At 72.8% G+C, this 21,095-nt stretch carries 22 protein-coding genes; 13 read left to right on the forward strand and 9 right to left on the reverse strand.

Translation table 11 applies throughout. The features are described 5' to 3' along the window. Window positions 1-231: 231 nt before the first annotated feature. A complete protein-coding gene (locus AB0K28_RS14975) occupies window positions 232-1,407 on the reverse strand; it encodes an acyl-CoA dehydrogenase family protein (RefSeq protein ID WP_364369558.1) in 1,176 nt (391 codons plus the stop codon). Window positions 1,408-1,507: 100 nt separating this feature from the next. Here AB0K28_RS14975 and AB0K28_RS14980 point away from each other — a divergent pair, with 100 nt between their 5' ends. Next, window positions 1,508-2,698, forward strand: a complete 1,191-nt coding sequence (locus AB0K28_RS14980) for a pyridoxal phosphate-dependent aminotransferase family protein (protein WP_364369670.1) — start codon at window positions 1,508-1,510, stop codon at window positions 2,696-2,698. Here AB0K28_RS14980 and AB0K28_RS14985 read toward each other — a convergent pair whose 3' ends face one another. From AB0K28_RS14985 to AB0K28_RS15000, 4 genes are all read right to left on the reverse strand, one after another. Next, window positions 2,699-2,845: a hypothetical protein gene (locus tag AB0K28_RS14985; RefSeq protein ID WP_364369561.1), complete on the reverse strand. Its 147-nt coding sequence runs from the start codon at window positions 2,843-2,845 to the stop codon at window positions 2,699-2,701. A 169-nt stretch (window positions 2,846-3,014) separates the two neighbouring features. After that, window positions 3,015-3,638 (reverse strand): YoaK family protein, encoded by a 624-nt coding sequence (locus tag AB0K28_RS14990; RefSeq protein ID WP_364369564.1) that lies wholly within the window; start codon window positions 3,636-3,638, stop codon window positions 3,015-3,017. Between the two features lie 97 nt (window positions 3,639-3,735). Next, the gene (locus AB0K28_RS14995; protein ID WP_364369567.1) at window positions 3,736-5,484 is read right to left on the reverse strand and encodes a glycosyltransferase; all 1,749 of its coding nucleotides are present in this window, start codon (window positions 5,482-5,484) and stop codon (window positions 3,736-3,738) included. A 130-nt stretch (window positions 5,485-5,614) separates the two neighbouring features. Further along, window positions 5,615-7,282, reverse strand: coding sequence for an aromatic amino acid ammonia-lyase (locus tag AB0K28_RS15000; protein ID WP_364369570.1), 1,668 nt, complete (start codon window positions 7,280-7,282; stop codon window positions 5,615-5,617). A gap of 74 nt (window positions 7,283-7,356) precedes the next feature. On the opposite strand from AB0K28_RS15000, the gene AB0K28_RS15005 reads away from it, so the two are divergent. Continuing rightward, entirely contained in the window at window positions 7,357-7,743 is a 387-nt protein-coding gene (locus tag AB0K28_RS15005; protein ID WP_364369573.1) for an arsenate reductase family protein, read from the forward strand. Between the two features lie 61 nt (window positions 7,744-7,804). On the opposite strand, the gene AB0K28_RS15010 is transcribed toward AB0K28_RS15005, so the two are convergent. Next, window positions 7,805-9,343 carry an MDR family MFS transporter gene (locus tag AB0K28_RS15010; RefSeq protein WP_345400287.1) on the reverse strand — a complete coding sequence of 513 codons (1,539 nt, stop codon included), beginning with the start codon at window positions 9,341-9,343 and terminating at the stop codon, window positions 7,805-7,807. Window positions 9,344-9,493: 150 nt separating this feature from the next. On the opposite strand from AB0K28_RS15010, the gene AB0K28_RS15015 reads away from it, so the two are divergent. Together AB0K28_RS15015 and AB0K28_RS15020 are read left to right on the forward strand one after the other, a co-directional pair. Next, window positions 9,494-10,072 carry a TetR family transcriptional regulator gene (locus AB0K28_RS15015; RefSeq protein WP_345400290.1) on the forward strand — a complete coding sequence of 193 codons (579 nt, stop codon included), beginning with the start codon at window positions 9,494-9,496 and terminating at the stop codon, window positions 10,070-10,072. 84 nt (window positions 10,073-10,156) lie between these two features. Next, window positions 10,157-11,470, forward strand: a complete 1,314-nt coding sequence (locus tag AB0K28_RS15020) for a hypothetical protein (RefSeq protein WP_364369578.1) — start codon at window positions 10,157-10,159, stop codon at window positions 11,468-11,470. A 4-nt stretch (window positions 11,471-11,474) separates the two neighbouring features. Here AB0K28_RS15020 and AB0K28_RS15025 read toward each other — a convergent pair whose 3' ends face one another. Continuing rightward, entirely contained in the window at window positions 11,475-12,197 is a 723-nt protein-coding gene (locus tag AB0K28_RS15025) for a 4'-phosphopantetheinyl transferase superfamily protein (protein ID WP_345400299.1), read from the reverse strand. Between the two features lie 84 nt (window positions 12,198-12,281). On the opposite strand from AB0K28_RS15025, the gene AB0K28_RS15030 reads away from it, so the two are divergent. Further along, on the forward strand, window positions 12,282-13,064 hold the full coding sequence (locus AB0K28_RS15030; protein WP_364369582.1) for an alpha/beta fold hydrolase: 783 nt from the start codon (window positions 12,282-12,284) through the stop codon (window positions 13,062-13,064). A gap of 48 nt (window positions 13,065-13,112) precedes the next feature. Next, the gene (locus AB0K28_RS15035; protein ID WP_364369585.1) at window positions 13,113-13,589 is read left to right on the forward strand and encodes a hypothetical protein; all 477 of its coding nucleotides are present in this window, start codon (window positions 13,113-13,115) and stop codon (window positions 13,587-13,589) included. A gap of 72 nt (window positions 13,590-13,661) precedes the next feature. On the opposite strand, the gene AB0K28_RS15040 is transcribed toward AB0K28_RS15035, so the two are convergent. Further along, window positions 13,662-14,102, reverse strand: a complete 441-nt coding sequence (locus AB0K28_RS15040) for a cold shock domain-containing protein (RefSeq protein WP_345400309.1) — start codon at window positions 14,100-14,102, stop codon at window positions 13,662-13,664. A gap of 233 nt (window positions 14,103-14,335) precedes the next feature. Between AB0K28_RS15040 and AB0K28_RS15045 the strand changes: the two genes are divergently transcribed. Continuing rightward, on the forward strand, window positions 14,336-14,656 hold the full coding sequence (locus AB0K28_RS15045; protein WP_364369588.1) for a hypothetical protein: 321 nt from the start codon (window positions 14,336-14,338) through the stop codon (window positions 14,654-14,656). A 106-nt stretch (window positions 14,657-14,762) separates the two neighbouring features. Here AB0K28_RS15045 and AB0K28_RS15050 read toward each other — a convergent pair whose 3' ends face one another. Beyond that, the gene (locus tag AB0K28_RS15050) at window positions 14,763-15,926 is read right to left on the reverse strand and encodes a citrate synthase/methylcitrate synthase (protein WP_364369591.1); all 1,164 of its coding nucleotides are present in this window, start codon (window positions 15,924-15,926) and stop codon (window positions 14,763-14,765) included. 281 nt (window positions 15,927-16,207) lie between these two features. On the opposite strand from AB0K28_RS15050, the gene AB0K28_RS15055 reads away from it, so the two are divergent. The 6 genes from AB0K28_RS15055 to AB0K28_RS15080 all read left to right on the forward strand — a co-directional run bounded on the left by AB0K28_RS15055 (window position 16,208) and on the right by AB0K28_RS15080 (window position 21,070). Next, complete coding sequence (locus AB0K28_RS15055; protein ID WP_364369594.1) at window positions 16,208-16,951, forward strand: hypothetical protein; 744 nt, start codon at window positions 16,208-16,210, stop codon at window positions 16,949-16,951. Between the two features lie 45 nt (window positions 16,952-16,996). Then, window positions 16,997-18,286: a tetratricopeptide repeat protein gene (locus AB0K28_RS15060; protein WP_364369597.1), complete on the forward strand. Its 1,290-nt coding sequence runs from the start codon at window positions 16,997-16,999 to the stop codon at window positions 18,284-18,286. A gap of 276 nt (window positions 18,287-18,562) precedes the next feature. Then, window positions 18,563-18,769 (forward strand): cold-shock protein, encoded by a 207-nt coding sequence (locus AB0K28_RS15065; protein ID WP_139637865.1) that lies wholly within the window; start codon window positions 18,563-18,565, stop codon window positions 18,767-18,769. 129 nt (window positions 18,770-18,898) lie between these two features. Beyond that, window positions 18,899-19,390 (forward strand): hypothetical protein, encoded by a 492-nt coding sequence (locus AB0K28_RS15070; protein ID WP_364369600.1) that lies wholly within the window; start codon window positions 18,899-18,901, stop codon window positions 19,388-19,390. Window positions 19,391-19,433: 43 nt separating this feature from the next. After that, complete coding sequence (locus tag AB0K28_RS15075) at window positions 19,434-19,904, forward strand: SigE family RNA polymerase sigma factor (protein ID WP_345400327.1); 471 nt, start codon at window positions 19,434-19,436, stop codon at window positions 19,902-19,904. Further along, window positions 19,901-21,070: a hypothetical protein gene (locus AB0K28_RS15080; RefSeq protein ID WP_364369603.1), complete on the forward strand. Its 1,170-nt coding sequence runs from the start codon at window positions 19,901-19,903 to the stop codon at window positions 21,068-21,070. The genes AB0K28_RS15075 and AB0K28_RS15080 overlap by 4 nt, the downstream gene beginning before the upstream one ends. Window positions 21,071-21,095: the final 25 nt, after the last annotated feature.

Consider the following 21,095-nt stretch of genomic DNA (forward strand, 5'->3'; position numbering starts at 1 on the left):
GCCGCCCCCGAGGTTGCCCGCCACGACCGGTGCGCTTGTGGTTCGTCCACTATGCCGATGGGGCAGATGTACTTCAAGGTACGGATGCGAAGAATCATCGCGAATGACGTGTTGACTCTTTGTCAACACACGATTCGTGAACCGTGACCGCCGTCACATCCACGCACAGTGACGAATCCGGGTAATTGATCAAATGACCGATCGCAGGACCGGTCAAATGAGCGATCACGATCAGACGAACGCGCCGTGCCCCGTCACCGCGCGCCCGACGATGAGCGTGTTGATCTCCCGGGTGCCCTCGTAGGAGTAGATCGCCTCCGCGTCCGCCACGAACCGCGCGATGTCGTAGTCGAGGATGATGCCGTTGCCCGCGAGCAGCTCGCGCGCCCAGCCCACCACCTCCCGCATCCGCGACGTGCAGTACGCCTTCGCCAGCGCCGAGTGCTCGTCCCGGTAGACGCCGTCGTCCTGCATCCTCGCCAGCCGCACCACCATGCCGAGGCAGGCGGTGGCGTTGCCCAGCATCTTGACCAGCAGGTCCTGCACGAGCTGGAACGCCGCGATCGGCCGGCCGAACTGCTCGCGCTCACCGGCGTAGCGCAGCGCGATCTCGTACGCCGCGATCATGATGCCGACCGCCTGCCAGGCGACGCCGCTGCGGGTCCTGCGCAGGATCTTCGCGGTGTCGCGGAAGGAGGAGGCGCCGGCCAGCCGGTGGGATTCGGGCACCCGGCAGCCCCGCAGCGTGATGTCGGCGTTCTGCACCGTGCGCAGCGCCATCTTGTTCTCGATCTTCGTGGCGGTGAACCCGGGCGTGCCCTTCTCCACCACGAATCCCTTGACCTGCCCGTCCTCGACGTCCTTGGCCCACACCACGATCAGGTCGGCGAACGTGCCGTTGCCGATCCAGCGCTTGGCGCCGTCGAGCACCCACGTGTCGCCCTCGCGGCGGGCCGTCGTCCGCATGCCGCCCGCGACGTCGGAGCCGCCCTCCGGCTCGGTGAGCGCGAACGCGCCGATCTGCTCCATCCTGCTCATCGCCGGCAGCCACCGCTCGCGCTGCTCCCGCGAGCCACAGGCGGCGATGCTGCGCATGGCCAGGCCGGTGTGCACGCCGAAGAACGTCGCCATCGACGGGTCCGCGTGCGCCATCTCCAGCGCCAGGAACCCGCTGAGCAGGCCGCTCGGCTTCGACCCTGGGCACTCGGGCAGGGCGAGCCCGGCGACGCCCAGCTCCGCGTACCCCTTGACCAGGTCGATCGGGAACTCGGCGCGCACCCAGCAGTCGTTGGCGATGGGCACCACCTTGTCGTTGAGGAACTCGCGCACCCGCAGCAGCATCCGCCGCTCGTCGTCGGCGAGCAGGCTCTCGAACTGGTAGAAGTCTCCGGTCAGCAGCTCCGACATGGCCGCCCCCTACCCGGCTCCCGTCCCGCGACACGACGCCGGAGCGCGAGAAGAGGCAGACTGGCGCGCGTCTGGTACGCCGCCGCGCAGAAGGGTCGTGATGATGCTCGACGCGTTCGCCAGGTGCCGGCTCCATGAGGATTTCGAGCCGGTCACCGAGATGGGCGCCAACCCGTACTACCGGCCGGTGGAGGAGCGGCTGGCCACCGGCGAGGTGCTGGTGGACGGGCGGGTGCTGGTGTCGGCCGGGTCCAACGACTACCTCGGGCTCTCGGCCGACCCCAGGCTGAAGGACGCCGCCTGCCGGGCGGTGCGCCGCCTGGGCACCGGCACGTCGGGCTCGCGCCTGGTCAACGGCTCGCTCGCGCTGCACGAGACGCTGGAGTCGAGGCTGGCGGCGTTCCTCGGGCAGCAGGCCGCCATGGTGACGCCGAGCGGGTTCCTCGCCAACATGGCGCTCGGCGCCCTGGCCGGGCCGCGCGACACCGTCCTCGCCGACCAGCTCATCCACGCCTCGCTCATCGACGCCGTCCGGGTCTCCCGCGCCCGCCTGCGCCGCTACCGCCACAACGACATGGAGCAGCTGGACCGGCTGCTCGACGGCTGCGACCCGGCCGCCGCCGCGCTCGTGCTCACCGAGGGCATGTTCTCCACCACCGGCACGCTCTGCGACCTGCCCGGCACCGCCGCCCTGGCCCGCCGGTACGGCGTGCGCCTCGTCCTGGACGGCGCCCACGACATCGGCCTGTTAGGGGCGGCAGGCCGCGGCGCCGCCGAGCACTTCGGCCTGGAGAGCGCCGTGGACCTGCACACGCTGGCCTTCTCCAAATGCTTCGGCACGACGGGCGGCGCGGTCGCCGGGCCCGCCGACGTCATCGTCTACCTGCGCCACCACGCGCGCTCGATGGTCTACTCGGCGGCCCTCTCACCGGCGAGCACCGCCGCCGCCCTGGCCGCGCTCGACATCATCGAGACCGAGCCCGAGCGCCGCCGCCGCGCGCTGGCCGCCGCCGACCGCCTGCGCGCCGACCTGACCGGGCTCGGCTACGACACCGGCGGCTCGCCCACCACGATCATCCCCGTCCACGTCGGCGACATCGTGCCGTGCTGCCTGCTGTGGCGGGAACTGTTCGCCGAGGGCGTCTTCGCCACCGCCATGGTGCCGCCCAGCGTGCCGGAGGGCCGGGCGCTGATCCGGGTCAGCGCCACGGCCCTGCACACCGACGCCCAGCTCGACCGCATCGCCACCGCCTTCGCGGTGGCCGGCCGCCGCCTGGGCCTGATCTCCTGATCAGGGACGGAAGCCGGCCGCCGACCACCTCCCGCCCATGATCATGAGGACCGCCACCAGCGCCGTCCAGCCCGTCTGGTGCGCCGCGCCCAGCCCGGCCCCGTCGTCCCCGTGGAAGTAGTCGTGGAAGTAGTCGTGGAACAGCACGAGGTCCCGCCATGTCGCTCAGGTACGGGCTCCACCTGCGCCAGGGCGCGTCCGGTGTGGCCGGCTGCGCGAGCCGCGCTCGTTCGGCATCCGGGTGTGGGTCCATGGCGGCGGCATCCACCTGGATCCCGCCGTTGCCTGCTCGCCACGCGGTGACGTCCATGAGGCGTCACGCGTACGCGCTGGCGGCCAGCGTGACGGTCACCGCGAGCAGCGCGAGCGCGGGCGCCGCCAGCGGGAGCAGGACGACCAGCAGCGTGCCGCCGGCCGCGCCGAGCACCAGCGCGCCCAGCACCGCCACCAGCTCGGGCCCGTGCGGCGGCCCCGTGCCCGGGGTGAGGTGGCGGGCGATCGTGCTGGTCAGCGCGCCCGTGATGAAGGTCGTCGAGCCGATGAACGTGTGCAGCCGGTGCGTCACCGCGCTCTGCATGCCCATGGCCAGCGCGGCCGTCGCGATCAGCACGAGCTGCGGCCCCGACAGCGCCCATCCCGTCAGCAGCCCGACCAGCAGCCCCGCCTCCGCAGCCACCGTCAGCCTGGTGCGCACCGCCCACCCGCCCGCCCCGCGGGTGAACCGGAACGCCAGCGCCAGCCCGCAGGTGAACGCGACGAACGCCACCAGCGAGCCCACCGCGTCGGCGAACCTGCCCCGGCTCGCCGACACGCCCAGCAGCACCAGGTTGCCGGTCATGTTCGAGGTGAACACCTGGCCCAGGGAGAGGAAGGTGAAGGCGTCGACGGCTCCCGAGGCCAGCGCCATGGTCAGCACGGGCAGGCGAGGGACGGATCGCATCCCCCCATCGTCCGACGCCGGCCCCGCTCACCCGCGGAGGACGCGCTGACCGTCTGACTGCTTCCCGCCGCTCGCGCAGTGAGGACACGCTGACCGCCTAGCTGCTTCCCTGCTGCTCACCGGCCTTCGGCTCCGGCTGCTGGGCGGTGTCCTGCGAGGGCTGCCGGCCGTTGGCGGGGAGGCGGTCGAGGACGCGGCGGCGGATGACGCGCTTGACGCGGCCCGTCAGTGTCGTCGGCGCGGCGGGCTGCCGGCGCTGCGCCGCGTGCAGCTCGCGGCGCAGCGTGCCCACCTCGCGCCGCAGCTCCACGGCGCTCTTACGCCACTTGCCCGCCTCCTCGCGCCACTTGTCGACCTGCCCGCGCAGCCGGTCGGCCTCCTCGGTCAGCCTGGCGACCTCGGCCTCCGCCCGCACCCGCGCCTTGTAGGCCGCCCGCCGCCCCACCACCTCGGGAAGGCCCTCTGCGGGTGCGGCGGAGAACGCGTACTCCTCGCCGGTCACCCACCGCACCCCGGACACGTCGTCCACCGCGTCGTCCAGCGGCTCACCGGGACGCGCGACGAGCCGGGCCCGCGCGAACGACGACACGCGCTCCAGCCGCGCCTCGGCCACGCCGTCGGCGGTCTCCTCCAGCAGTACCCTGACCAGCCCGAGCCCCTCGTTGCGCATCAGCCTCAGCAGCCGCGCCACGCTGTCCTCGCCCGGCAGCCACCCGGCGGGCAGGCGCAGCACGAACGGCGTCGACGGGTCCACCTCCTCGGCCGTCGCCAGGCGTACCCGGCCCTCGTGCTCGTAGTGGCCGTGGACCAGCACCAGGTCGAGGTTCGGGTCCTTGAGCGGGGCGCGGCGGTCGCGGTCGAGGGTGTCCCAGGGGCCGGTCACCACCACCGACAGGTCCGCCACCGTCGAGGCGAGCAGCGCGTCCACGCTCGCCCGCACGGCCTCGTACCCGGCGGTGCCGGAGACGACGGCGGTCACCTGCGGCACCTTCCACTGCCGCCCGGGATGGCCGCGCAGCCACTGGTAGGTGGGGATGCGGTCGGCGACGAAGGCGTGGCTGACCCGGTCGATGCGCTTCTGGTGCCGCATCCGCATGGTCGGCCCGAGGTGGTAGGCGCGGGCCGCCGGCTCCGGTACGAACACCGCCCCCGCCTGCGCGAGCCGGTAGCCCATCTCGGTGTCCTGCCCGAGTATCAGCTCCTCGTCCATGGGCCCCGCGGCCTCGATGAGCAGCCTGCTCGCCGAGGTCGCGCCGCCGACGTGCAGGCTGAACGGGCGCACCGGGTTGTTCGTGAGCCCGTCGGTGCGCTCCACCAGGCCCACCAGCCAGGCGTGCGGCTCGGCCGGCTCGAACGCCGCCTCCAGGTCGTCGGGCAGCTCGTCGGGCAGCTCGGCGCTGGTGAAGCGGATGTAGCCGGTCACCGACAGGTAGGGCGCGGCGTGGTGCCAGCGCATGTGCGCGGCGAGCGCGCCCGGCGTGAGCACCACGTCGGAGTCGAGCCAGTGGATGACGTCGCCGTCCGCCGCGGCCAGCCCGGCGTTGCGGGCGGCGGCCCGTCCAGGACGCTCGCACACGACCAGGCGCGCGGCGCTGCCCTCGGGCACCCGCAGCGGCGGCGAGCTGCCGTTGTCCACCACGATGACCTCGGTCAGCTCCGCCGGGTACGTCTGCCGCGCCAGCCCCTGCAACACCAGGTCCAGCTTGTCCTGGGCGCCGTAGGCGGGGATCACCACGCTGACCCGCAGCCGGGGCGTGTAGTCCTCCGGCGGCCGCAGGACGCGGTAGTCGTTGCCGCGGACGCGCGGCACCTGGCGGTCGGCACGGTCCCGAGGGGTGGCGGACATGCGCGTTGCTGCTCCCTCATGCGTCGGTCGGGGCATTGGCGAGAGCCCACTGTAGAGCCCTTACCTGAGAAAGCAACGAGCCGATATCGCGGGATCGGGAATTGTCGCAGGTCAGGACTGTCAGGATCTGTCAAGGAAGGGGGGCGCCCGGCGGCAGGAGGCGTCCGCCGCGTACCAGCGCGACGACCCGCTCCAGGTCGGGCGTCAGGTAGCGGTCGGCGCCGAGCGGCGCGACGTGCCGGCGCAGCTCCGCGTGCAGCGCGCGGGCGGCGGGGCCGAGCGGCAGGCCCGCCATCTTCTCCGCGATCAGGTCGATGCCCTGGGCCGCCATCAGGTACTGCACGGCCAGCACGACCTCCAGCCGGTCGAGGTTCTCGTGCAGGTGGCGGGCCGAGGCCATGGCCATCGTGTTGTGGTCCTCCTGGCCGTCCTTGACCGGGCGGGACAGCGTACCGGCCGGGGTGGCCCTGACCTGCAGCTCGGGGATCAGCGCTGCGGCCACGGTCTGCGCCTGCACCATGCCGGAGTTCAGCCCGGGGGTGCCGCCCGCGAGGTTCGGCGGCAGGCCGTAGCTCCACCGGGGCGACAGCAGCCGCCCGGACAGCTCCTGTGACAGGACGGCGACGTCGGCGATCTCCGCGTTCATGCTGTCGGCGAGGTGCCCCATGATCGAGGCGTCCCAGTTGCCGCCCATGACGAACTCGTACCCGGCGCCCTGCTTCTTCCTGAAGACCAGCGGGTTGGAGGTGGCGGAGTTCGCCTCGCGGACCAGAGTGCGGCGGGCGTCGGCCAGCTCGTGCCGCAGCCCGGCCAGGATGTGCGGCGCGGCCCGTACCGACACCGCGTCCTGCACGCGCGGCTCGTAGTGCTCGGGGTCGAGCCGCTTACGGCCCTCCTCCGTCATCCAGCCCGAGCCCGCCACCATCGCCCGCAGCCGCGCCGCGACCGCGTTCTCCTCGGGGATGTGCCGTTCTTTGTGCGTACGCGCGTCCAGCGCCCCCTGCTCGGCCCTGGTCGCCTCCATGAACAGCGCCAGCGCGCCCTCCGCCTGCCCGGCCAGCACCGTGGCCCGGCGTACGGCGTCCATGAGCAGGGCCGCCACGACCGTGCTGCCGCTGACGATCGGCAGCGCCTCGCCCGCCTGGAGGGTGAAGCCGGCCGGCAGCCCGGCCTTGGGCAGCAGGGCGGAGGCGGGGCCCTCCTCGCCGCCGTACCGCACCGGCGCCTCCTCGCCGATCGCCGCCAGCCCGGCCGCGGCCTGCGGCTGCAGGTCGCCGGTGCCGAGCGAGCCGATCTGCGGCATCAGGGGCACGACCCCGGCGTTGACCAGGGCCAGCAGGCGTTGCGGCACGTCGGGGCGGACGCCGTACCTGCCCCTGGCCATCTGGTTGGCCTTGACGATCAGCGCCAGCCTGGCCACGTCGTCGCGCAGCGGCTCGCCGACCCCCGCGGCGTGCGAGCGCAGCACGTTGCGCTGGAACTGCTCGGCCTGCTCCGGCGTGAGCGGCCGGTCCTTGAGCGGGCCGAGCGCCTGGTTCCAGCCGTACACCCGCTGCCCGTCCTTCAGCGCGGCCAGCGCGCCCGCCCTGGTGCGCGCCATCGTGGCCTGCGCGGACGGCGCGATCCTGGCCGCGACGGGGCGGCCCCCCAAGATCGCGAAGGCGTCGTCGAGGGTGAACGACCGGCCGTCCAGCACCAGGTTCAGCGGGCGCGGCGCGACCGGTTCGGCCGTGGCCTGGGCCGGGACGAGCAGCGCGGCCAGCAGGCCCATCCCCGTGACGATCCGTACGGCTCTCATCGGACCTGTATAGGCGGGGAGCGCGCGGGTCCCGGCGGCGCCGGGCGGAGAGCTGACCTGATCGGGAAGAAGTGATGAGACCCCCGGTACTGTCGGGAGCCATGGAGATCTGGATCAACCCGGCCTGCTCCAAGTGCCGCGCCGCGCTGTCCGTGCTCGACGCCGAGGGCGCCGGCTACACCGTACGCCGCTACCTCGACGACCCGCCGACCCCGGGCGAGCTGCGCGACGTGCTGACCCGGCTGGGCCTCGAACCGTGGGACATCACGAGGACGGGCGAGCCCGTGGCGGGTGAGCTGGGCCTGGCGTCGTGGCCGCGCGACGCCGCCGCCCGCGAGCGGTGGATCGAGGCGCTGGCCGCCCACCCCGTGCTCATCCAGCGGCCGATCATCACCGCCGGCGACGGAACGGCCGTGGTCGCGCGGACGGAGGCGGCCGTACGGTCCGTCCTGCCGCGGTGAAACGGAAGGCCGCGTCCCCGCGGGCGAGACGGGGACGCGGCCTTCCGGGCTTTCCTGACGGTCAGGCCGGGGTCGGGGCCTCGTCCTTGACCGGCGGCGTGGGCAGGTCGAGGCTGTCACGCAGCTTGGCCGGCTTGAGGAAGAACGCCGCGATCAGGCCGACGAGCGCGATGCCGACCGAGACCATGAAGATGTGGCCGGTCGCGTCGCCGTAGGCGGCCCTGACGATTCCCTTGAGCGGCTCGGGCATCGAGGCGATGTCGAGGCTGCGCCCCGCCTCGCCGCCGCCGGTCACCGGGATGCCGGCCTTGGCCAGGCCCTCCGCGATGTTCGTGGCCACCCGGTTGGCGAGCACCGCGCCCAGCACCGACACGCCGACGGTGCCGCCGAGCGAGCGGAAGAAGGTGATCGCGCCGCTCGCCGCGCCGATCTCGCGCAGCGGGACGGTGTTCTGGATGACGAGGACGAGGTTCTGCATCGACATGCCGACGCCGACGCCGACGAGGAGCATGTAGATCGAGACCAGCACCAGCGACGTCTCGTGGTCGATGGTCGCCAGCCCGGCGAACCCGGCCAGCAGCACGACCAGCCCGGCCAGGATGTACGGCTTCGTGTTGCCGCTCTTGGAGACCATCCGGCCGCTGATCGTCGAGGAGAACAGCACGCCGACCATCATGGGGATGGTCAGCAGGCCCGCGGCCGTGGGGCCGTAGCCGCGGCCGATCTGGAAGTATTGGCCGAGGAAGACCGCGCCGCCGAACATGGCCATGCCGACCGCGAGGCTGGCGAGGATGGCGAGCGCGGGGTCGCGGCGCTTGATGACGTGCAGCGGCACGACCGGCTCGCGGACCTTGGTCTCGACGAACGTGGCCAGCGCGAGCAGCAGCACGCCGCCGCCGACCATGGCGAGGGTCTGCCAGGACAGCCAGGCGAAGGAGTTGTCGACGAAGGTCACCCAGATGAGCAGCACGCTGACGCCGGCGGCGATGAGGCCGGCGCCCCAGTAGTCGATGCTCACGTCGGCCCGGCGCACGGTCGGGACGTGCAGCGTCTTGGCCAGCAGCGCGAAGGCGGCGATGGTGAACGGCACGGCGATGAAGAAGCACCAGCGCCAGCCGAGCCAGGAGGTGTCGGCGATGAGGCCGCCGAGCAGCGGGCCCGCGACGGTGGCGACGGCCATGACGGCGCCGAGGTAGCCGTTGTAGCGCCCGCGCTCCTTGGGGGAGATCATCGCGGCGATGACGACCTGGGTGAGGATCTGCAGCGCGCCCATGCCGAGGCCCTGGACGGCGCGGAAGGCGATGAGCTGGCCGGTGTTCTGGGCGAACCCGCAGGCCAGCGAGCTGACCATGAAGATCACGATGGAGATCTGGAGCAGCAGCTTCTTGTTGAACAAGTCGGCGAGCTTGCCCCAGATCGGCGTCGAGGCGGTCGAGGCCAGCAGGGATGCGGTGACGACCCAGGTGTACTGCGACTGGCTGCCCTTCAGCGAGCCGATGATCTGGGGCAGCGCCACGGAGACGATGGTGCCGCTGATCATGGCCACGAACAGGACGAGCAGGAGGCCGCTGAGGGCTTCGAGGATTTGGCGGTGGGTCATCGGCTCCGCCGCGGACGGCGCTGCCGGCTGGGCACTCACACGCAACCTCCGATCAAGGGTGTTAAGGGAAGCAACTGGGATACTTTACATGCTCAGGTGGCAACTTTGCGCATTGAGCATTTATTCCCAGTGGGTAAACTGTGGCGCACCATGGGAAGTACAGCAGGATTGCGCGAGCGCAAGAAGGCCGAGACGCGGCGGGCGGTGCACGAGGCCGCGCTGCGGCTCACCGTCGACCACGGGCTCGACAACGTCACCGTCGAGGCCATCGCCGACGCCGCCAACATCTCGCGGCGGACGTTCTCCAACTACTTCGACGGCAAGGAGGACGCGCTGCTGTACGGGGACGAGCAGATGCTCGGCACCCTCGTCCACCTCGTGCGCGCGCAACCCCGCGACCGCTCCGCCTGGCTCGCGCTGCGCGGTGCGGTGGAGAGCCTCTTCGAGGAGTACGGCGGGCCCGACCGCGAGTGGCACCTGCGCGCCCGCCTCGCCATGCGGCACCCGTCCCTGCTCGCCCGGCAGGTCGCCGGCCGGATCCGGCTGGAGCACGACCTGAGCGAGGCGATGGCCGAACGCGACTGCCCCGTCGAGCCCCGGCTCGTCGCCGCCGTGTTCATGGCGGCGCTGCGGGTGGCGAGCCAGCAGTGGTGCGCGGAGCACGAGACCCGCGAGCTCGCCGAGCTGGTCTCCCGGGCCCTCGACCAGGTGGCCCAGCCCTTCACCTGATCTCCGGAAAAATCGGCTCTTGTCGCGGAAGGGGATCGCGGAGACACTCCGGGCGGGGGATGCTCACGGGCCGGAGGGGTGCTCATGCGGGGTATGAGGTGGCGGGCCGCGTTCGCCGCGCTGCTGCTGGCGTTCACCATGGGGGCCGCGGCGGCGCCCGGCGGGCGGGAGGCGTACGAGATCTGGCTGGTCGACCAGTCCGACACGAACGGGCTCGCCCACGGCGGCACCATCCACATCTACGACGGCCACGACGTCACCCGCCGCCTGTCGGACGCCCGCCCGTCGGACGTGATCGACCTGGGCGGCGCGACGTCCGCCCTGTGCCGGGCGAGCACGGGCCGCGACCCCGTCAGGCCGCACATGCTGGTCTTCAGCCGGCGCGACACGCACGCGGCGCTCGCGTTCGTCGCCAGCGGGCACGTGGTCGTCTTCGACGCCCCCGCCAGGCGGCCGCTCGCCTGCTTCGCGACCGAGACAGGCGCGGGCGGCGCCCGCCAGGCGCACGCGCTGTGGCCCACGGGCGACGACCGCCACCTGATCATCGCCAACCAGAACGGCAAGAAGCTGGAGCGCATCCGTACGGACTACGCCACGAACACCTTCACCCAGGAGCCCGCCGCGACGCTCGACCTCGCCGGCTGCACCACGCCGAGCGGCGCCCCCTGCGAGGCCCCTGGGCTGCGCCCGGACAACGCGCCGATCTGCCCGTTCATCGCCTCGGACGACGGGCCCGTGTTCATCAGCCTGCGCGGCGGTGGCCTGTTCGTCGTGGACTGGCGCCGTACGCCGATGGCGATCGCCGGGGAGTACGACGCCGCGCACGTGCCCGCCAACGGCTGCGGCTTCGCCGAGGCGCACGGCCGGGTGTTCGGCGACGGGGGTGGCGGCACCCCGGCCAACCTCGACCAGTTCAGCGTCTTCCGGCTGCCGCGCACCGGCTACTCGGCCGCGAACCCGCCGAACACGCCGCCCGTCGAGCGCCTCTACGACGACGAGGCGCCGGACCGCGACGCGCACGGCACCCTGGTCAGCGCCAAGGACCGGTACGTCTGGGTGGGCGACAGGGACGCGAACGTGGCGGAGGTCTTCGACGGCCGCACCGGCGCGCACGCCGGCACCGTGCCGCTGACGTCGCGGTTCAGCGCCGACCCGACGGTGGACCTGTTCGCCTCGTCACCGGACCGCGCCTGGGCGTTCGCCTCCACGCGCGGCCCGAACCCGCTCTCCGGCGACCCGCACTCCTCCCACGGCACCGACCCCGGCCTGCTGATCCTCCGTCTCACCGGCGACGGCAGGACCGGTCAGGTGCGCGGCCTGATCCCCATCACGAACGTGGACGCGGGCGGCGTCGAACGCGCCGACCCCCACGGCATCCGCATCCGCCGGACGTCATGAACCGTCATCCGGCGGGGGCGGGCAGCACGATCGCCGCGAGAACCAGCCCCTCGGCCGCCAGCCACCGCCCGGAGAACTCCTGCACCGCCAGCCCTCCGACCTGCGGCCCGTCGACGAGCAACCGCGCACGAAAGCCCCCGGCGACCGCGCCCGCCGCGGATCCCGTCGCCGGCGGCGTCGCTCCCGGCGCCGTGACCGGGTCGGTGGTGAGGTCGATGCGGGCCTCCTCGAAGCCGAGCCACCGGCCCGTGAGCGGGTACCAGGTCTTGTACACGGCTTCCTTGGCGCAGAACAGCAGCCGCCCCCAGCTCACCCCGCCGTCGTCCGCCTGCTTCCTGACGAACGCGGCCTCCTCGGGCAGCGCGACCGTGTCGAGCACCCCGTCGGGCAGCGGCCCGTTGGGCTCGGCGTCGATGCCGACGGACGCCACCGCCGACGAGTCGGCGGCGACCGCCCCTCGGTAGCCGTCGCAGTGGGTGATGCTGCCCACGATGCCGTCGGGCCAGAGCGGCTCGCCCCGCGTCCCGGACAGGATGGGCGCCGCCGGCCGGCCGAGCTGCGCGAGTGCCCGGCGGGCGCAGACGCGGGCCGCGGTGAACTCCCTGCGGCGCTTGGCGACGGCCCGGGCGACCAGCGCCTCTTCCTCGGGGAACAGGCCGCCGTCCGGATAGTCGTCGCCGCGCGACTCGACCGCGACGACCTGCGGGGGAAGGAGGTGGTCGATCACGTGGACACCGGGATCGCGCCGATCATGGCCTCATTGTAGGCGAGCGCCGGGCACAGAGATCGGCGTAAGTTGGGTGGACTTCTGATGATTCGTGCCACCCGCCTGGAGGACGACATGCCCGCCCGCGCCGCCGCCGACCGCGAGCCGTGGATCCGCTCCCTGCGCCCGGCCTCCGGGCACGCGGTCAAGCTGCTGTGCTTCCCGCACGCCGGCGGCTCGGCGAGCTACTACGTTCCGCTGGCGCGCAGCTTGCCGGAGTTCGTCGAGGTGTACGGCGTGCAGTACCCGGGGCGGCAGGACCGCTTCGCCGATCCGATGATCGACGACCTCTTCGTGCTGGCCGAGCGCATCCATGAGGTGCTCACCCCACTGCTGGACGGCCCGGTCGCCTTCTTCGGCCACAGCATGGGGGCGACGGTCGCGTTCGAGGTGATCAGGCTCATGGAAGGCAAGGGCCAGGCCCCGCCCGTACGGCTGTTCGCCTCGGCCAGGCGGGCGCCGTCCCGCTCGCGCGACGACGGCGTGCACCGGCTCGACGACAAGGGATTGGTGGCCGAGGTGAGCGCGCTGAACCCGTCGGCCGCGCACGCTTTCGCGGACGCCGACTTCGTCTCCATCGTGCTGCCCGCGCTGCGCAACGACTACCGCGCGGTGGAGCGCTACCGCTGCACCGATGGCGCGACGGTGAGCTGCCCCATCACCACGTTCCTGGGCACCGAGGATCCGAAGGTGACCGAGTCCGAGGTCCGCGCGTGGGCCGAGCACACCACCGCCGGCCTGGACCTGGAGCGCTTCTCCGGCGGCCACTTCTACGTCGAGGACCACTGGCGGCGGCTGGCCGCCGAGCTGACCCGCAGGCTCACCTGAGCACGATCGAGTTGCGCCCAACGAAATCGTCAGGGATTCTTGACGACTATGACGTTCAGGTGTGCTGACCTCCCCGACCACGAAGGCTTCGCCGCGCCGGTGCTCCCCGGCGGCGAGCAGGCCCCGACCTCGCCCGTCTTCACCAAGACGTTCGTCGGCTACCGGGCCTCGTGCTCGTGCGGATGGAGCGACCGCCGCCAGCTGCCGCCCACCTCCGAGGGCGCCAAGGACGCCGAATACCGGTGGTGGAGCAGGCACGTGCCGCCGCTGCTCGCCGCCGCGCCGCCGAAGGAGCTGGTGATCAAGTCGGACCTGCTGTGCGAGCAGATCGTCCGGCTGGCCGGCGACCGCCCGCTCGCCGCGCTCGCCCTGCTGTCGCAGGTCGAGAGCTGGCAGCGCACACTGCTCGATCAGGCCGTCGCGGGCGCCAGAGCGGCGGGCGCCTCGTGGGCGGAGGTCGGCGAGGCGATGGGCATCTCCAAGCAGGCCGCCCACGAACGCTTCAGGGCCCACACCGACGCCTGAGCCGCCCGGCCTGGACCCGGCGCTCTCAGCCCGGGGACAGGCCCCCGGCCCTGACCGGTTACCGGCCCAGGGTCAGCTCTCGACCCACTTGTAGCTCTTCGCGAGCGATGACAGCTCCTGCCTGATGGCCACGATCTGGGTGCCCGTCAGCGTCGGGACCGTCGTGATGAGCAGCTCCGTGATCTCCCGCTTGAACTCCGACTCCGACAGCACCTCACACAGGTCGTCGCCCGCGTTGCCCTCATGGGAGGGTACGTAGGAGCTCTCGTAGGAGCTCTCGTGGGAGTGCGAAGGCGAGGCCGCGGCCCGCTGCCCGACGATGCGGACGTCGGACGCCTTCAGCCCCCGGTCGCCGCCCTCCAGCCGGAACTCCACGACCGTGCCGGGCCGTACGGCGTGCTTGTCGTCCAGCAGATCGTTGGCGTGCAGGAAGACGTCGGCACCGCCGGTGTCCGGCGCGATGAACCCATAACCCCGAACCTGATCGAACCGCAGAACCCTACCCGTTACCACCAGCACCTCACTCGACCAAACCGCGGGCGTTCCACCAGTTGAACGCCCGTGCGCAGGCTATCGCGCGCCGCGGCGCAGGCACAACGGCCCGCCCCGCGAGCCGGATCACGGCCGCCCGGCGATGGGCCGCACGCCATGGACGACCGCGCCCCGGTCACCGCCACCCGGGACGAACTCCGCACAATGCCCGTCGCCGGCACCCTCCCCGCGGGACGCTGGACCTGGAGCGCGCCATGACCGATCGACAGCGACTGGAGGGCCGGGTGGTCGTGACACGTACCGACACCATCAGGACGTGGCCCGCGCGGGCCTACCGGGACACGTTCGCGCCCACGGCGCCCGACCCGGTCGAGGGCGCGGAGCTGCCGCCGGGCCGGCACGGCCGCTACTTCCCGCCCGACCTGCCGATGGACGCGCTGCGCCCCGACGGCACCCCGGCCCGCGACGGCGTCGTCCCGGACATCGACCTGCCGCGCCGCCTGTTCGCGGGGGAGGAGATGACGTTCCACCACCCGATCCGCGCGGCGGCGTACACGATGCGCGCCCCCGCCTGACCGTGCCCAGTCGGCGCTCAGGCGGCGCTCAGGCGGCGCCCGCCTGAGCCCGCGCCAGGGCGGATCGCCCACCCTCGGCCCCGCCTCAGGGGTGAAGGCTCCAGCGTCAGGCGGGCACCGGCTGCGGCGGGGTGTCGCCCACGTAGCGCGCCGCCGGTCGGATGATCTTGCTGTCGGCGGCCTGCTCCAGGATGTTGGCGCACCACCCGACCGTACGGGCGGCGGCGAACGTCGGCGTGAACATCGAGCGCGGCACCCCGCACAGCTCCATCACCACGCCCGCGTAGAACTCGACGTTGGTGTGCAGGTCGCGGCCCGGCTTCAGCTCGGCCAGGATCTCGATGACCCGCCGCTCCACCTCGTGCGCGAAGTCCACCAGGTCGCCGCCGAAGCTCCGCGCGATGCCCGACAGCATGCGCGAGCGCGGGTCCTCGGTCCGGTAGACGGGGTGACCGAAGCCCATGATGCGGTCGCCGGCCAGCACGCGATCGCGCACCCAGGCGTCGATGCGGTCGGGTGTGCCGATCGCGTCGAGGGTGTCCAGGGCGCGGCTCGGGGCGCCGCCGTGCAGCGGCCCCGACAGCGCGCCCAGCGCCCCCACCACGCAGGAGGCCAGGTCGGCGCCCGTCGAGGCGATCACCCGCGCGGTGAAGGTGGAGGCGTTGAAGCCGTGGTCGATCGTGGAGATCAGATACTGCTCGATCGCCCTGGCGTGCGCGGGCTCCGGCTCCTCGCCGGTGAGCATGTAGAGGTAGTTGGCGGCGTACGTCAGGTCGTCGCGCGGCTCGACCGGCTCCAGGCCGAGCGAGAGCCGGTGCAGCGCGGTCAGCAGCGTCGGCGTCAGCGCGCTCACCAGCAGCGCGTCGTCAAGGCGCTGCTCGGGCCCGAGGTCGTAGAGCGGCCGCAGCCCGAGCACGGAGCCGGCCGCCGACACCGCGCCGCGCACGGCGTCCAGCGGGCCGCCGCCCGGCGCGGCCAGCGCGGGCAGCAGGGGCCGCAGCGCCTCGGGCACATGACGCAGCGGCAGCGTGCGCTCGACGAAGCGCCGCCGGTCCTCGGCGGACGGCAGCGCGCCGAGCAGCATCAGGTGCCAGACGTCCTCGAACGTGCGCTTCTCCGCGAGCTCGATCGCGGAGTACTGGCGGTAGTGGTAGAAGCCCTCACGGCCGCGGACGTCGCTCAGGCGCGTCTCGGTGACGACGACGCCGCTGAGCCCCCTGGGCACCTCGATGCCGTGTCCATTGCCCGCCGGCGCGGTGGTGCTGATCATGTGATGAACCTCCTCCGATACCGGCACTCTCCGGCCTGCCCCATGGGCGCGTCAACGTTGATTTTCGTCCATGTGATCGAGGTCACCGCAGGATTTACGGCACTTACCGCACCCCGACATATTGATTTTCATCAACACGCCAAGGTGCAGGCGAGCTGGGATAACCGCACCCGCCGATGCGTAACGCGGTGGTATAACTACTCACCGTAATCGACCAAGCGCGCCGGTGCGGACACCCCCGGCGCCGTCCCCCCGGCTCTTCCCCCGAAGGAGCAGCAAGCATGCGCTCGACCCGTGCGTCCCTGATCGCGGGCGGCACCGCCCTCGCCGCCCTCCTGTTCACCGCCCAGCCCGCCGCTCGGCCTGCCGCGGCGGCCCCGGTCGGCACCGGCTGCCTCGCGTACGGGCAGGTCGGCAGCTACCTGTCCAGGGAGGGCGGGTTGAAGCTGACCCTCTCGCCCGGCTTCCTCGCCGAGCTGCGGCGGGCGGGCATCGGGCTCTCCGCGCTCGGCCCGGTCGAGCTGGTGGACGGCGGCAAGGCCCTGTGGACGCCGGTCGGCGAGCGGTACGACACCGTCGCGACGCCCAGCGGCCGGATCTGCCACCCCGGCGGCTTCTCGTTCTCCGACCCCGAGACCAACGTGACGTACGAGATCGACACCTTCCGCATGGTGTTCGCGGCCACCGGCGGCAGCGGGCTCCTCGCCACCCCTGCCGTCAACGGGCGGCCACGGCCGCGTGGCGAGCTGACACTGGCCGGCTTCAGCCTCCGCGAGGCTCTCGCGCCCGGCACGTTCGTCCGGCACGGCGGCGGAGCCGGCCCGCGCAAGGTCGCCCTGACTCTGCACCAGAGCTGGGCCGACGACCTCAACCGCGAGCTCGGCACCCGCCTGCGCGGCGGCGCCCACTGGGCCGACCTCGCCATCGCCTGGCAGGGCACGCCCAGCCGGCCCGTCCCCGCCGGGACGTCGCCCGGCCTGCGCGGCATCGAGCTCGTCAGCGCCGCCATCCACCGCACGTCCTGACCTTCCCGTCCCGTTCATCCCCCACCACGAGGACACCCCGATCAGATGAAACGCGTACGGCTCGTGCTGCCCCTGCTGGGATGCGTGCTGGTGGCCTGTGCCTTGATGGCCATGTACGCCCCCACCGGGCTCCTGCGCCAGGAGGAGCCGCCGCCGGGCCCCGTGGGCTGGACGCCGCACGACCTGCCGGACGGCATCGAGGCCGCCCAGCGCCGCCTGAGCCGCCACCCCGGCGACGCGGCGGACTGGGCGAACCTCGGCCATCTGTACCTCCGGCAGGCACTCCGCACCGCCGAGACCTCCTTCCACGCCAAGGCCGAGGCCGCCCTGGAACGTTCCCTGCGGCTCGGCAGGCCCTCCGTGGAGGCTCTGATCGGCATGGGCGAGCTGGCCAACGCCCGGCACGACCACGCGGGCGCGGTCCGCTGGGCCGCCCGCGCCCGCACCGCCGCTCCCAGCAGCTGGGCGCTCTACGGCGTCCTCACCGACGCCTACCTGGCGCTGGGCCGCTACGACCAGGCCGAGCGGGCGCTGCGCCGCATGCTCGACGGCCGCCCCGACCTCGCCTCCTTCACCAGGGCCGCCCGCGTCGAACACCTCCGCGGCCGCGTCGGGCCCGCCCGCGAGCTGCTGCGCCGCGCCTGCCAGGTCGCGGGCGACCCCGCCGAGTACGCCATCTGCCAGTGGCGGCTCGGTGATCTCGCCTGGCACGAGGGCGACCCTTCCGCGGCGCGGGCGGCGTACACGCAGGCACTCGCCGCCGACCCTGGACACGTGCCCGCCCGCGCGGGCAAGGCGCGTACGGAGGCCGCGCTCGGCAACCCCGACCAGGCCAGGCGCGACTACGCCACCGCCGTCGCCCGCTCGCCCGCCTACGCCGTCGAGTACGGCGAGCTGCTCGACCACCTCGGCGAACGCGAGGAGGCCAGGCGGCAGTACGCCGCGTTCGTGGCCCACCACAAGGTGCTGGCCGCCAACGGTGACACCGACCACTACGCCATCGGGGTGTTCCAGGCCGACCACGGTGACGCGCGCGCCGCCGTACGGCATCTGCGGCTCGAATGGGCGCGGCGGCAGGCCGTCGAGGTCGCCGACGCGCTGGCCTGGGCGCTCCACCGGGCCGGCCGGTCCGCCGAGGCCGCCAGGTACGCCGCCCGCGCGGCCACGCTCGGGGGGCGCAACGCGCTCTTCTCCTATCACCGGGGCGAGATCGAGTACGCCCGCGGCCGCCTCGCCTGGGCGCGCACCCACCTGACGCGCGCCCTGTCCATCAACCCGCACTTCTCGCCAGGTGGCGCCGTGCGCGCCCGCGCCCTGCTGGCCCAGACCGCGTGACCGCTTTCCCCTCCCGGAATGCGGAGTAAACCTCTTAAATTCCGCACAAGCCCCGATAAATGGACGACACTCACAATGCGTCAATGCCGAGGGGGTGTGCTAGCCTGATGGCGTTGCAGTTGTGGTTCCCATAAAAGACTTTGTGTGCGCCTGACGGATTGTAATCTTCGGGCGCATTTTTTGTTCGCCGGTCATTTCCGGATGGGCACATCGTGGCGACACGGATTCCGCAAGGTGCGGATTCCGTCAGATCTGCGCATATCTAAGGAGATCGACATGGCTACTGGCACCGTGAAGTGGTTCAACTCGGAAAAGGGCTTCGGCTTCATCGCCCAGGACGGCGGCGGCGCCGACGTCTTCGCCCACTACTCCAACATCGTCGCCAACGGCGGCTACCGCGAGCTGACGGAGGGCCAGAAGGTCTCCTTCGACGTCGTGCAGGGCCAGAAGGGCCCGCAGGCGGAGAACATCGTCGCCGCCTGACCCGCGTTCCCTGAGCCCGGGCACCTCACCGTGCCCGGGCTCTCGCGTGCCCGCCGATGAGTTCTCGCTCCGCGGACGGTCCAACCTTCCGTAAGCCCGTTCTCCGGCGCGACGAGAGGACCCACCGCGATGAGCGAGCAGAAGATGACCCCCGCCGACCTGCCGTCCGGCCGTTCACCCGCCCTCGACCGCCTCGACGTGCTGGTGGGGGAGTGGGCGACGGCCGCCGTCTTCGACGCCGGCTTCTTCGGCCCCGGCAGCCCCGAGGTCGTCGGCCACGGACGCACCACGTTCGCCTGGCTGAAGGGCCGTCGGGTGCTCGCCCAGACCTTCACCAACGACCACCCCGACGCCCCCGACGGCCTCTGCGCCATCGGCCTGAGCGACCAGCCCGAGGTGTTCGTCCAGCACTACCACGACTCGCGCGGCGAAACCCGCGACTACCTGATGACCCTCGACGACGGCGAGCTGCGCTTCTGGCGCGCGGACCCGGCCTTCGCCCAGCGCTACCGCGGCACGGTCACGGCCGACGGCAAGACGATCGAGGGCGCCTGGGAGGTCTCGGAGGACGGCCATACCTGGCGCCACGACTTCAAGCTCATCTACACCAGGGCCGGCTGACAGGTTTTTGCAACGCAAGCCGCCGCCCGGGCGTCCCTGGGAGGTGGAGTTCGAGGATTTCGTCCGGGCCAGGGGGCCGGCGCTGCTGCGATACGGCCTGGTGCTGACGGGGAACGCCGACGACGCCGCCGACCTGGTGCAGGAGGCCCTGCTCAAGCTGAACTCCACCTGGCGCCGGGTCAGGCGGAAGGACGACCCGGAGGGGTACGTCCGCACGATCATGGCCAGGCAGCACGTGACCTGGTGGCGCCGCCGCCGGTGTGAGCACCTCACCGACGAGGTGCCCTCGCCGGTCCACGAGGACGAGCACGACCTGCGCGAGGTCTGGCAGCGCCTGCGCGCCCTCCCGCCGAAGCAGCGGGCGGTGCTGGTGCTGCGGTACCACGAAGGGCTGGGCGACGACGAGATCGCCGCGATCCTAGGGATCTCCCAGGCGACCGTACGCAGCCAGGCCTCGCGGGCGCTGGCCACCCTCCGCGTCCGCGCTCAGGCGCTGTCGGGGAGGCTCGCATGAGGACCGAGGACGAGCTGATCGAGGCCCGGGTGACCGAGACGCTGCGGATGATCGCGGATCGCGCGCCGCAACACGACCTCCTGGCCGGCTTGGCGGAGCGGCGGCGCCGTCGCCGGCACCGACGGGCGCGGGCGGTGCTGGCGGCGGCGTGCGCGATCACGCTCGGCTGGGGAGCGGCGGTCACCTGGCCCTCACCGCTCCGCCCTGTCCTGAGCGCGCACGGCCCTCGAACGGACGGCGCGGGATCGTACGGCTCTGCAACGGACGGCTCTACAAGGGACGGCTCTGCAACGGACGGTGCTCGCACGGAGGGGGACCGGGCGACGGGTCTTCCGAGTGGGGCGGGGCGGGAGATCGAGCGGGTGTGGCCGGACGCGATGGTCACCATCCCGGCGGGCTACCGGCCGCTGGCCGCGATCGACGCCACGCGGCTGCTGGTCAGGCACGAGCCGGGGCAGATCGGCGTCTACGACGTGACGACCGGGCGGTTCGGTGCGGTGTTCACCCCGCCCGCCGACATGCGCGCGCTGACCGTCGATGAGGAGCACGCCGCCTGGCTGAGCGGGGGCTGGGTGTGGGTCGCGCCGCTGCGCGGCAGCGGGCAGGCGCGGCGGGCCGGCCGCGTGCAGCCCGGCGCGGCGGGCGAGCCCGACCGGCTGGCGCTGGCGGGCGACCAGGTGGCCTGGTCGAGCCCGCTCGGCGGGGTCTGGCGGCTGAGCCTCGATGGTGGAAGGCCCGAGAGGGTGCCCCGGTCGGCCGGGCTCCAGCTCGCGGGCTGGCCCTGGGCCACCGACGAGCCGCTCGCCCTGCGCGACAACCCCACCCGCATGGTGAACCTGGAGACCGGCAGGAAGGTGACGATCCGGGCGGCGCACGGCGTCGAAGGGCTGCGATGCGGGCCCACCTGGTGCGTGGGAACTCGCGGTCAGGATGCCGTGGTGCAGCGGGTGGACGGCCGCGACGTACGCGTACGGAAAGGGCTGCGGGAGCCCGGTCACCGGGACCGGTTCTTCATCGGGCACCAGGGCGTCTACGACGCGCGGGCCGACCGGCTCGTCTCCTTCGCGCCGCTCACCCAGTGGTCGGGAGGAGACGGGGTGATCGCCTGGCGGCAGGGCGACGGGCTGCGGGTGGTGAACCTGGCGGCCGTGCCTCCGGCCCGATGAAAGGGCCGCCCCCGGTGGGAGCGGC

The sequence above is a fragment of the Nonomuraea sp. NPDC049504 genome, assembly GCF_040676845.1.
GTDB lineage: Bacteria > Actinomycetota > Actinomycetes > Streptosporangiales > Streptosporangiaceae > Nonomuraea > Nonomuraea salmonea.

Excerpts from the sequence above, each read along its gene's own strand:
- AB0K28_RS15060 (WP_364369597.1), top strand. The coding sequence starts at position 16,997 with ATGAAACGCGTACGGCTCGTGCTGCCCCTGCTGGGATGCGTGCTGGTG.
- AB0K28_RS14975 (WP_364369558.1), bottom strand. The coding sequence starts at position 1,407 with ATGTCGGAGCTGCTGACCGGAGACTTCTACCAGTTCGAGAGCCTGCTC.
- AB0K28_RS15030 (WP_364369582.1), top strand. The coding sequence starts at position 12,282 with ATGATTCGTGCCACCCGCCTGGAGGACGACATGCCCGCCCGCGCCGCC.
- AB0K28_RS14980 (WP_364369670.1), top strand. The coding sequence starts at position 1,508 with ATGATGCTCGACGCGTTCGCCAGGTGCCGGCTCCATGAGGATTTCGAG.
- AB0K28_RS15020 (WP_364369578.1), top strand. The coding sequence starts at position 10,157 with ATGCGGGGTATGAGGTGGCGGGCCGCGTTCGCCGCGCTGCTGCTGGCG.
- AB0K28_RS15010 (WP_345400287.1), bottom strand. The coding sequence starts at position 9,343 with ATGACCCACCGCCAAATCCTCGAAGCCCTCAGCGGCCTCCTGCTCGTC.
- AB0K28_RS15005 (WP_364369573.1), top strand. The coding sequence starts at position 7,357 with ATGAGACCCCCGGTACTGTCGGGAGCCATGGAGATCTGGATCAACCCG.
- AB0K28_RS15050 (WP_364369591.1), bottom strand. The coding sequence starts at position 15,926 with ATGATCAGCACCACCGCGCCGGCGGGCAATGGACACGGCATCGAGGTG.
- AB0K28_RS15055 (WP_364369594.1), top strand. The coding sequence starts at position 16,208 with ATGCGCTCGACCCGTGCGTCCCTGATCGCGGGCGGCACCGCCCTCGCC.
- AB0K28_RS15015 (WP_345400290.1), top strand. The coding sequence starts at position 9,494 with ATGGGAAGTACAGCAGGATTGCGCGAGCGCAAGAAGGCCGAGACGCGG.
- AB0K28_RS15045 (WP_364369588.1), top strand. The coding sequence starts at position 14,336 with ATGACCGATCGACAGCGACTGGAGGGCCGGGTGGTCGTGACACGTACC.
- AB0K28_RS14995 (WP_364369567.1), bottom strand. The coding sequence starts at position 5,484 with ATGTCCGCCACCCCTCGGGACCGTGCCGACCGCCAGGTGCCGCGCGTC.
- AB0K28_RS14990 (WP_364369564.1), bottom strand. The coding sequence starts at position 3,638 with ATGCGATCCGTCCCTCGCCTGCCCGTGCTGACCATGGCGCTGGCCTCG.
- AB0K28_RS15035 (WP_364369585.1), top strand. The coding sequence starts at position 13,113 with ATGACGTTCAGGTGTGCTGACCTCCCCGACCACGAAGGCTTCGCCGCG.
- AB0K28_RS15070 (WP_364369600.1), top strand. The coding sequence starts at position 18,899 with ATGAGCGAGCAGAAGATGACCCCCGCCGACCTGCCGTCCGGCCGTTCA.
- AB0K28_RS15080 (WP_364369603.1), top strand. The coding sequence starts at position 19,901 with ATGAGGACCGAGGACGAGCTGATCGAGGCCCGGGTGACCGAGACGCTG.
- AB0K28_RS15000 (WP_364369570.1), bottom strand. The coding sequence starts at position 7,282 with ATGAGAGCCGTACGGATCGTCACGGGGATGGGCCTGCTGGCCGCGCTG.
- AB0K28_RS15065 (WP_139637865.1), top strand. The coding sequence starts at position 18,563 with ATGGCTACTGGCACCGTGAAGTGGTTCAACTCGGAAAAGGGCTTCGGC.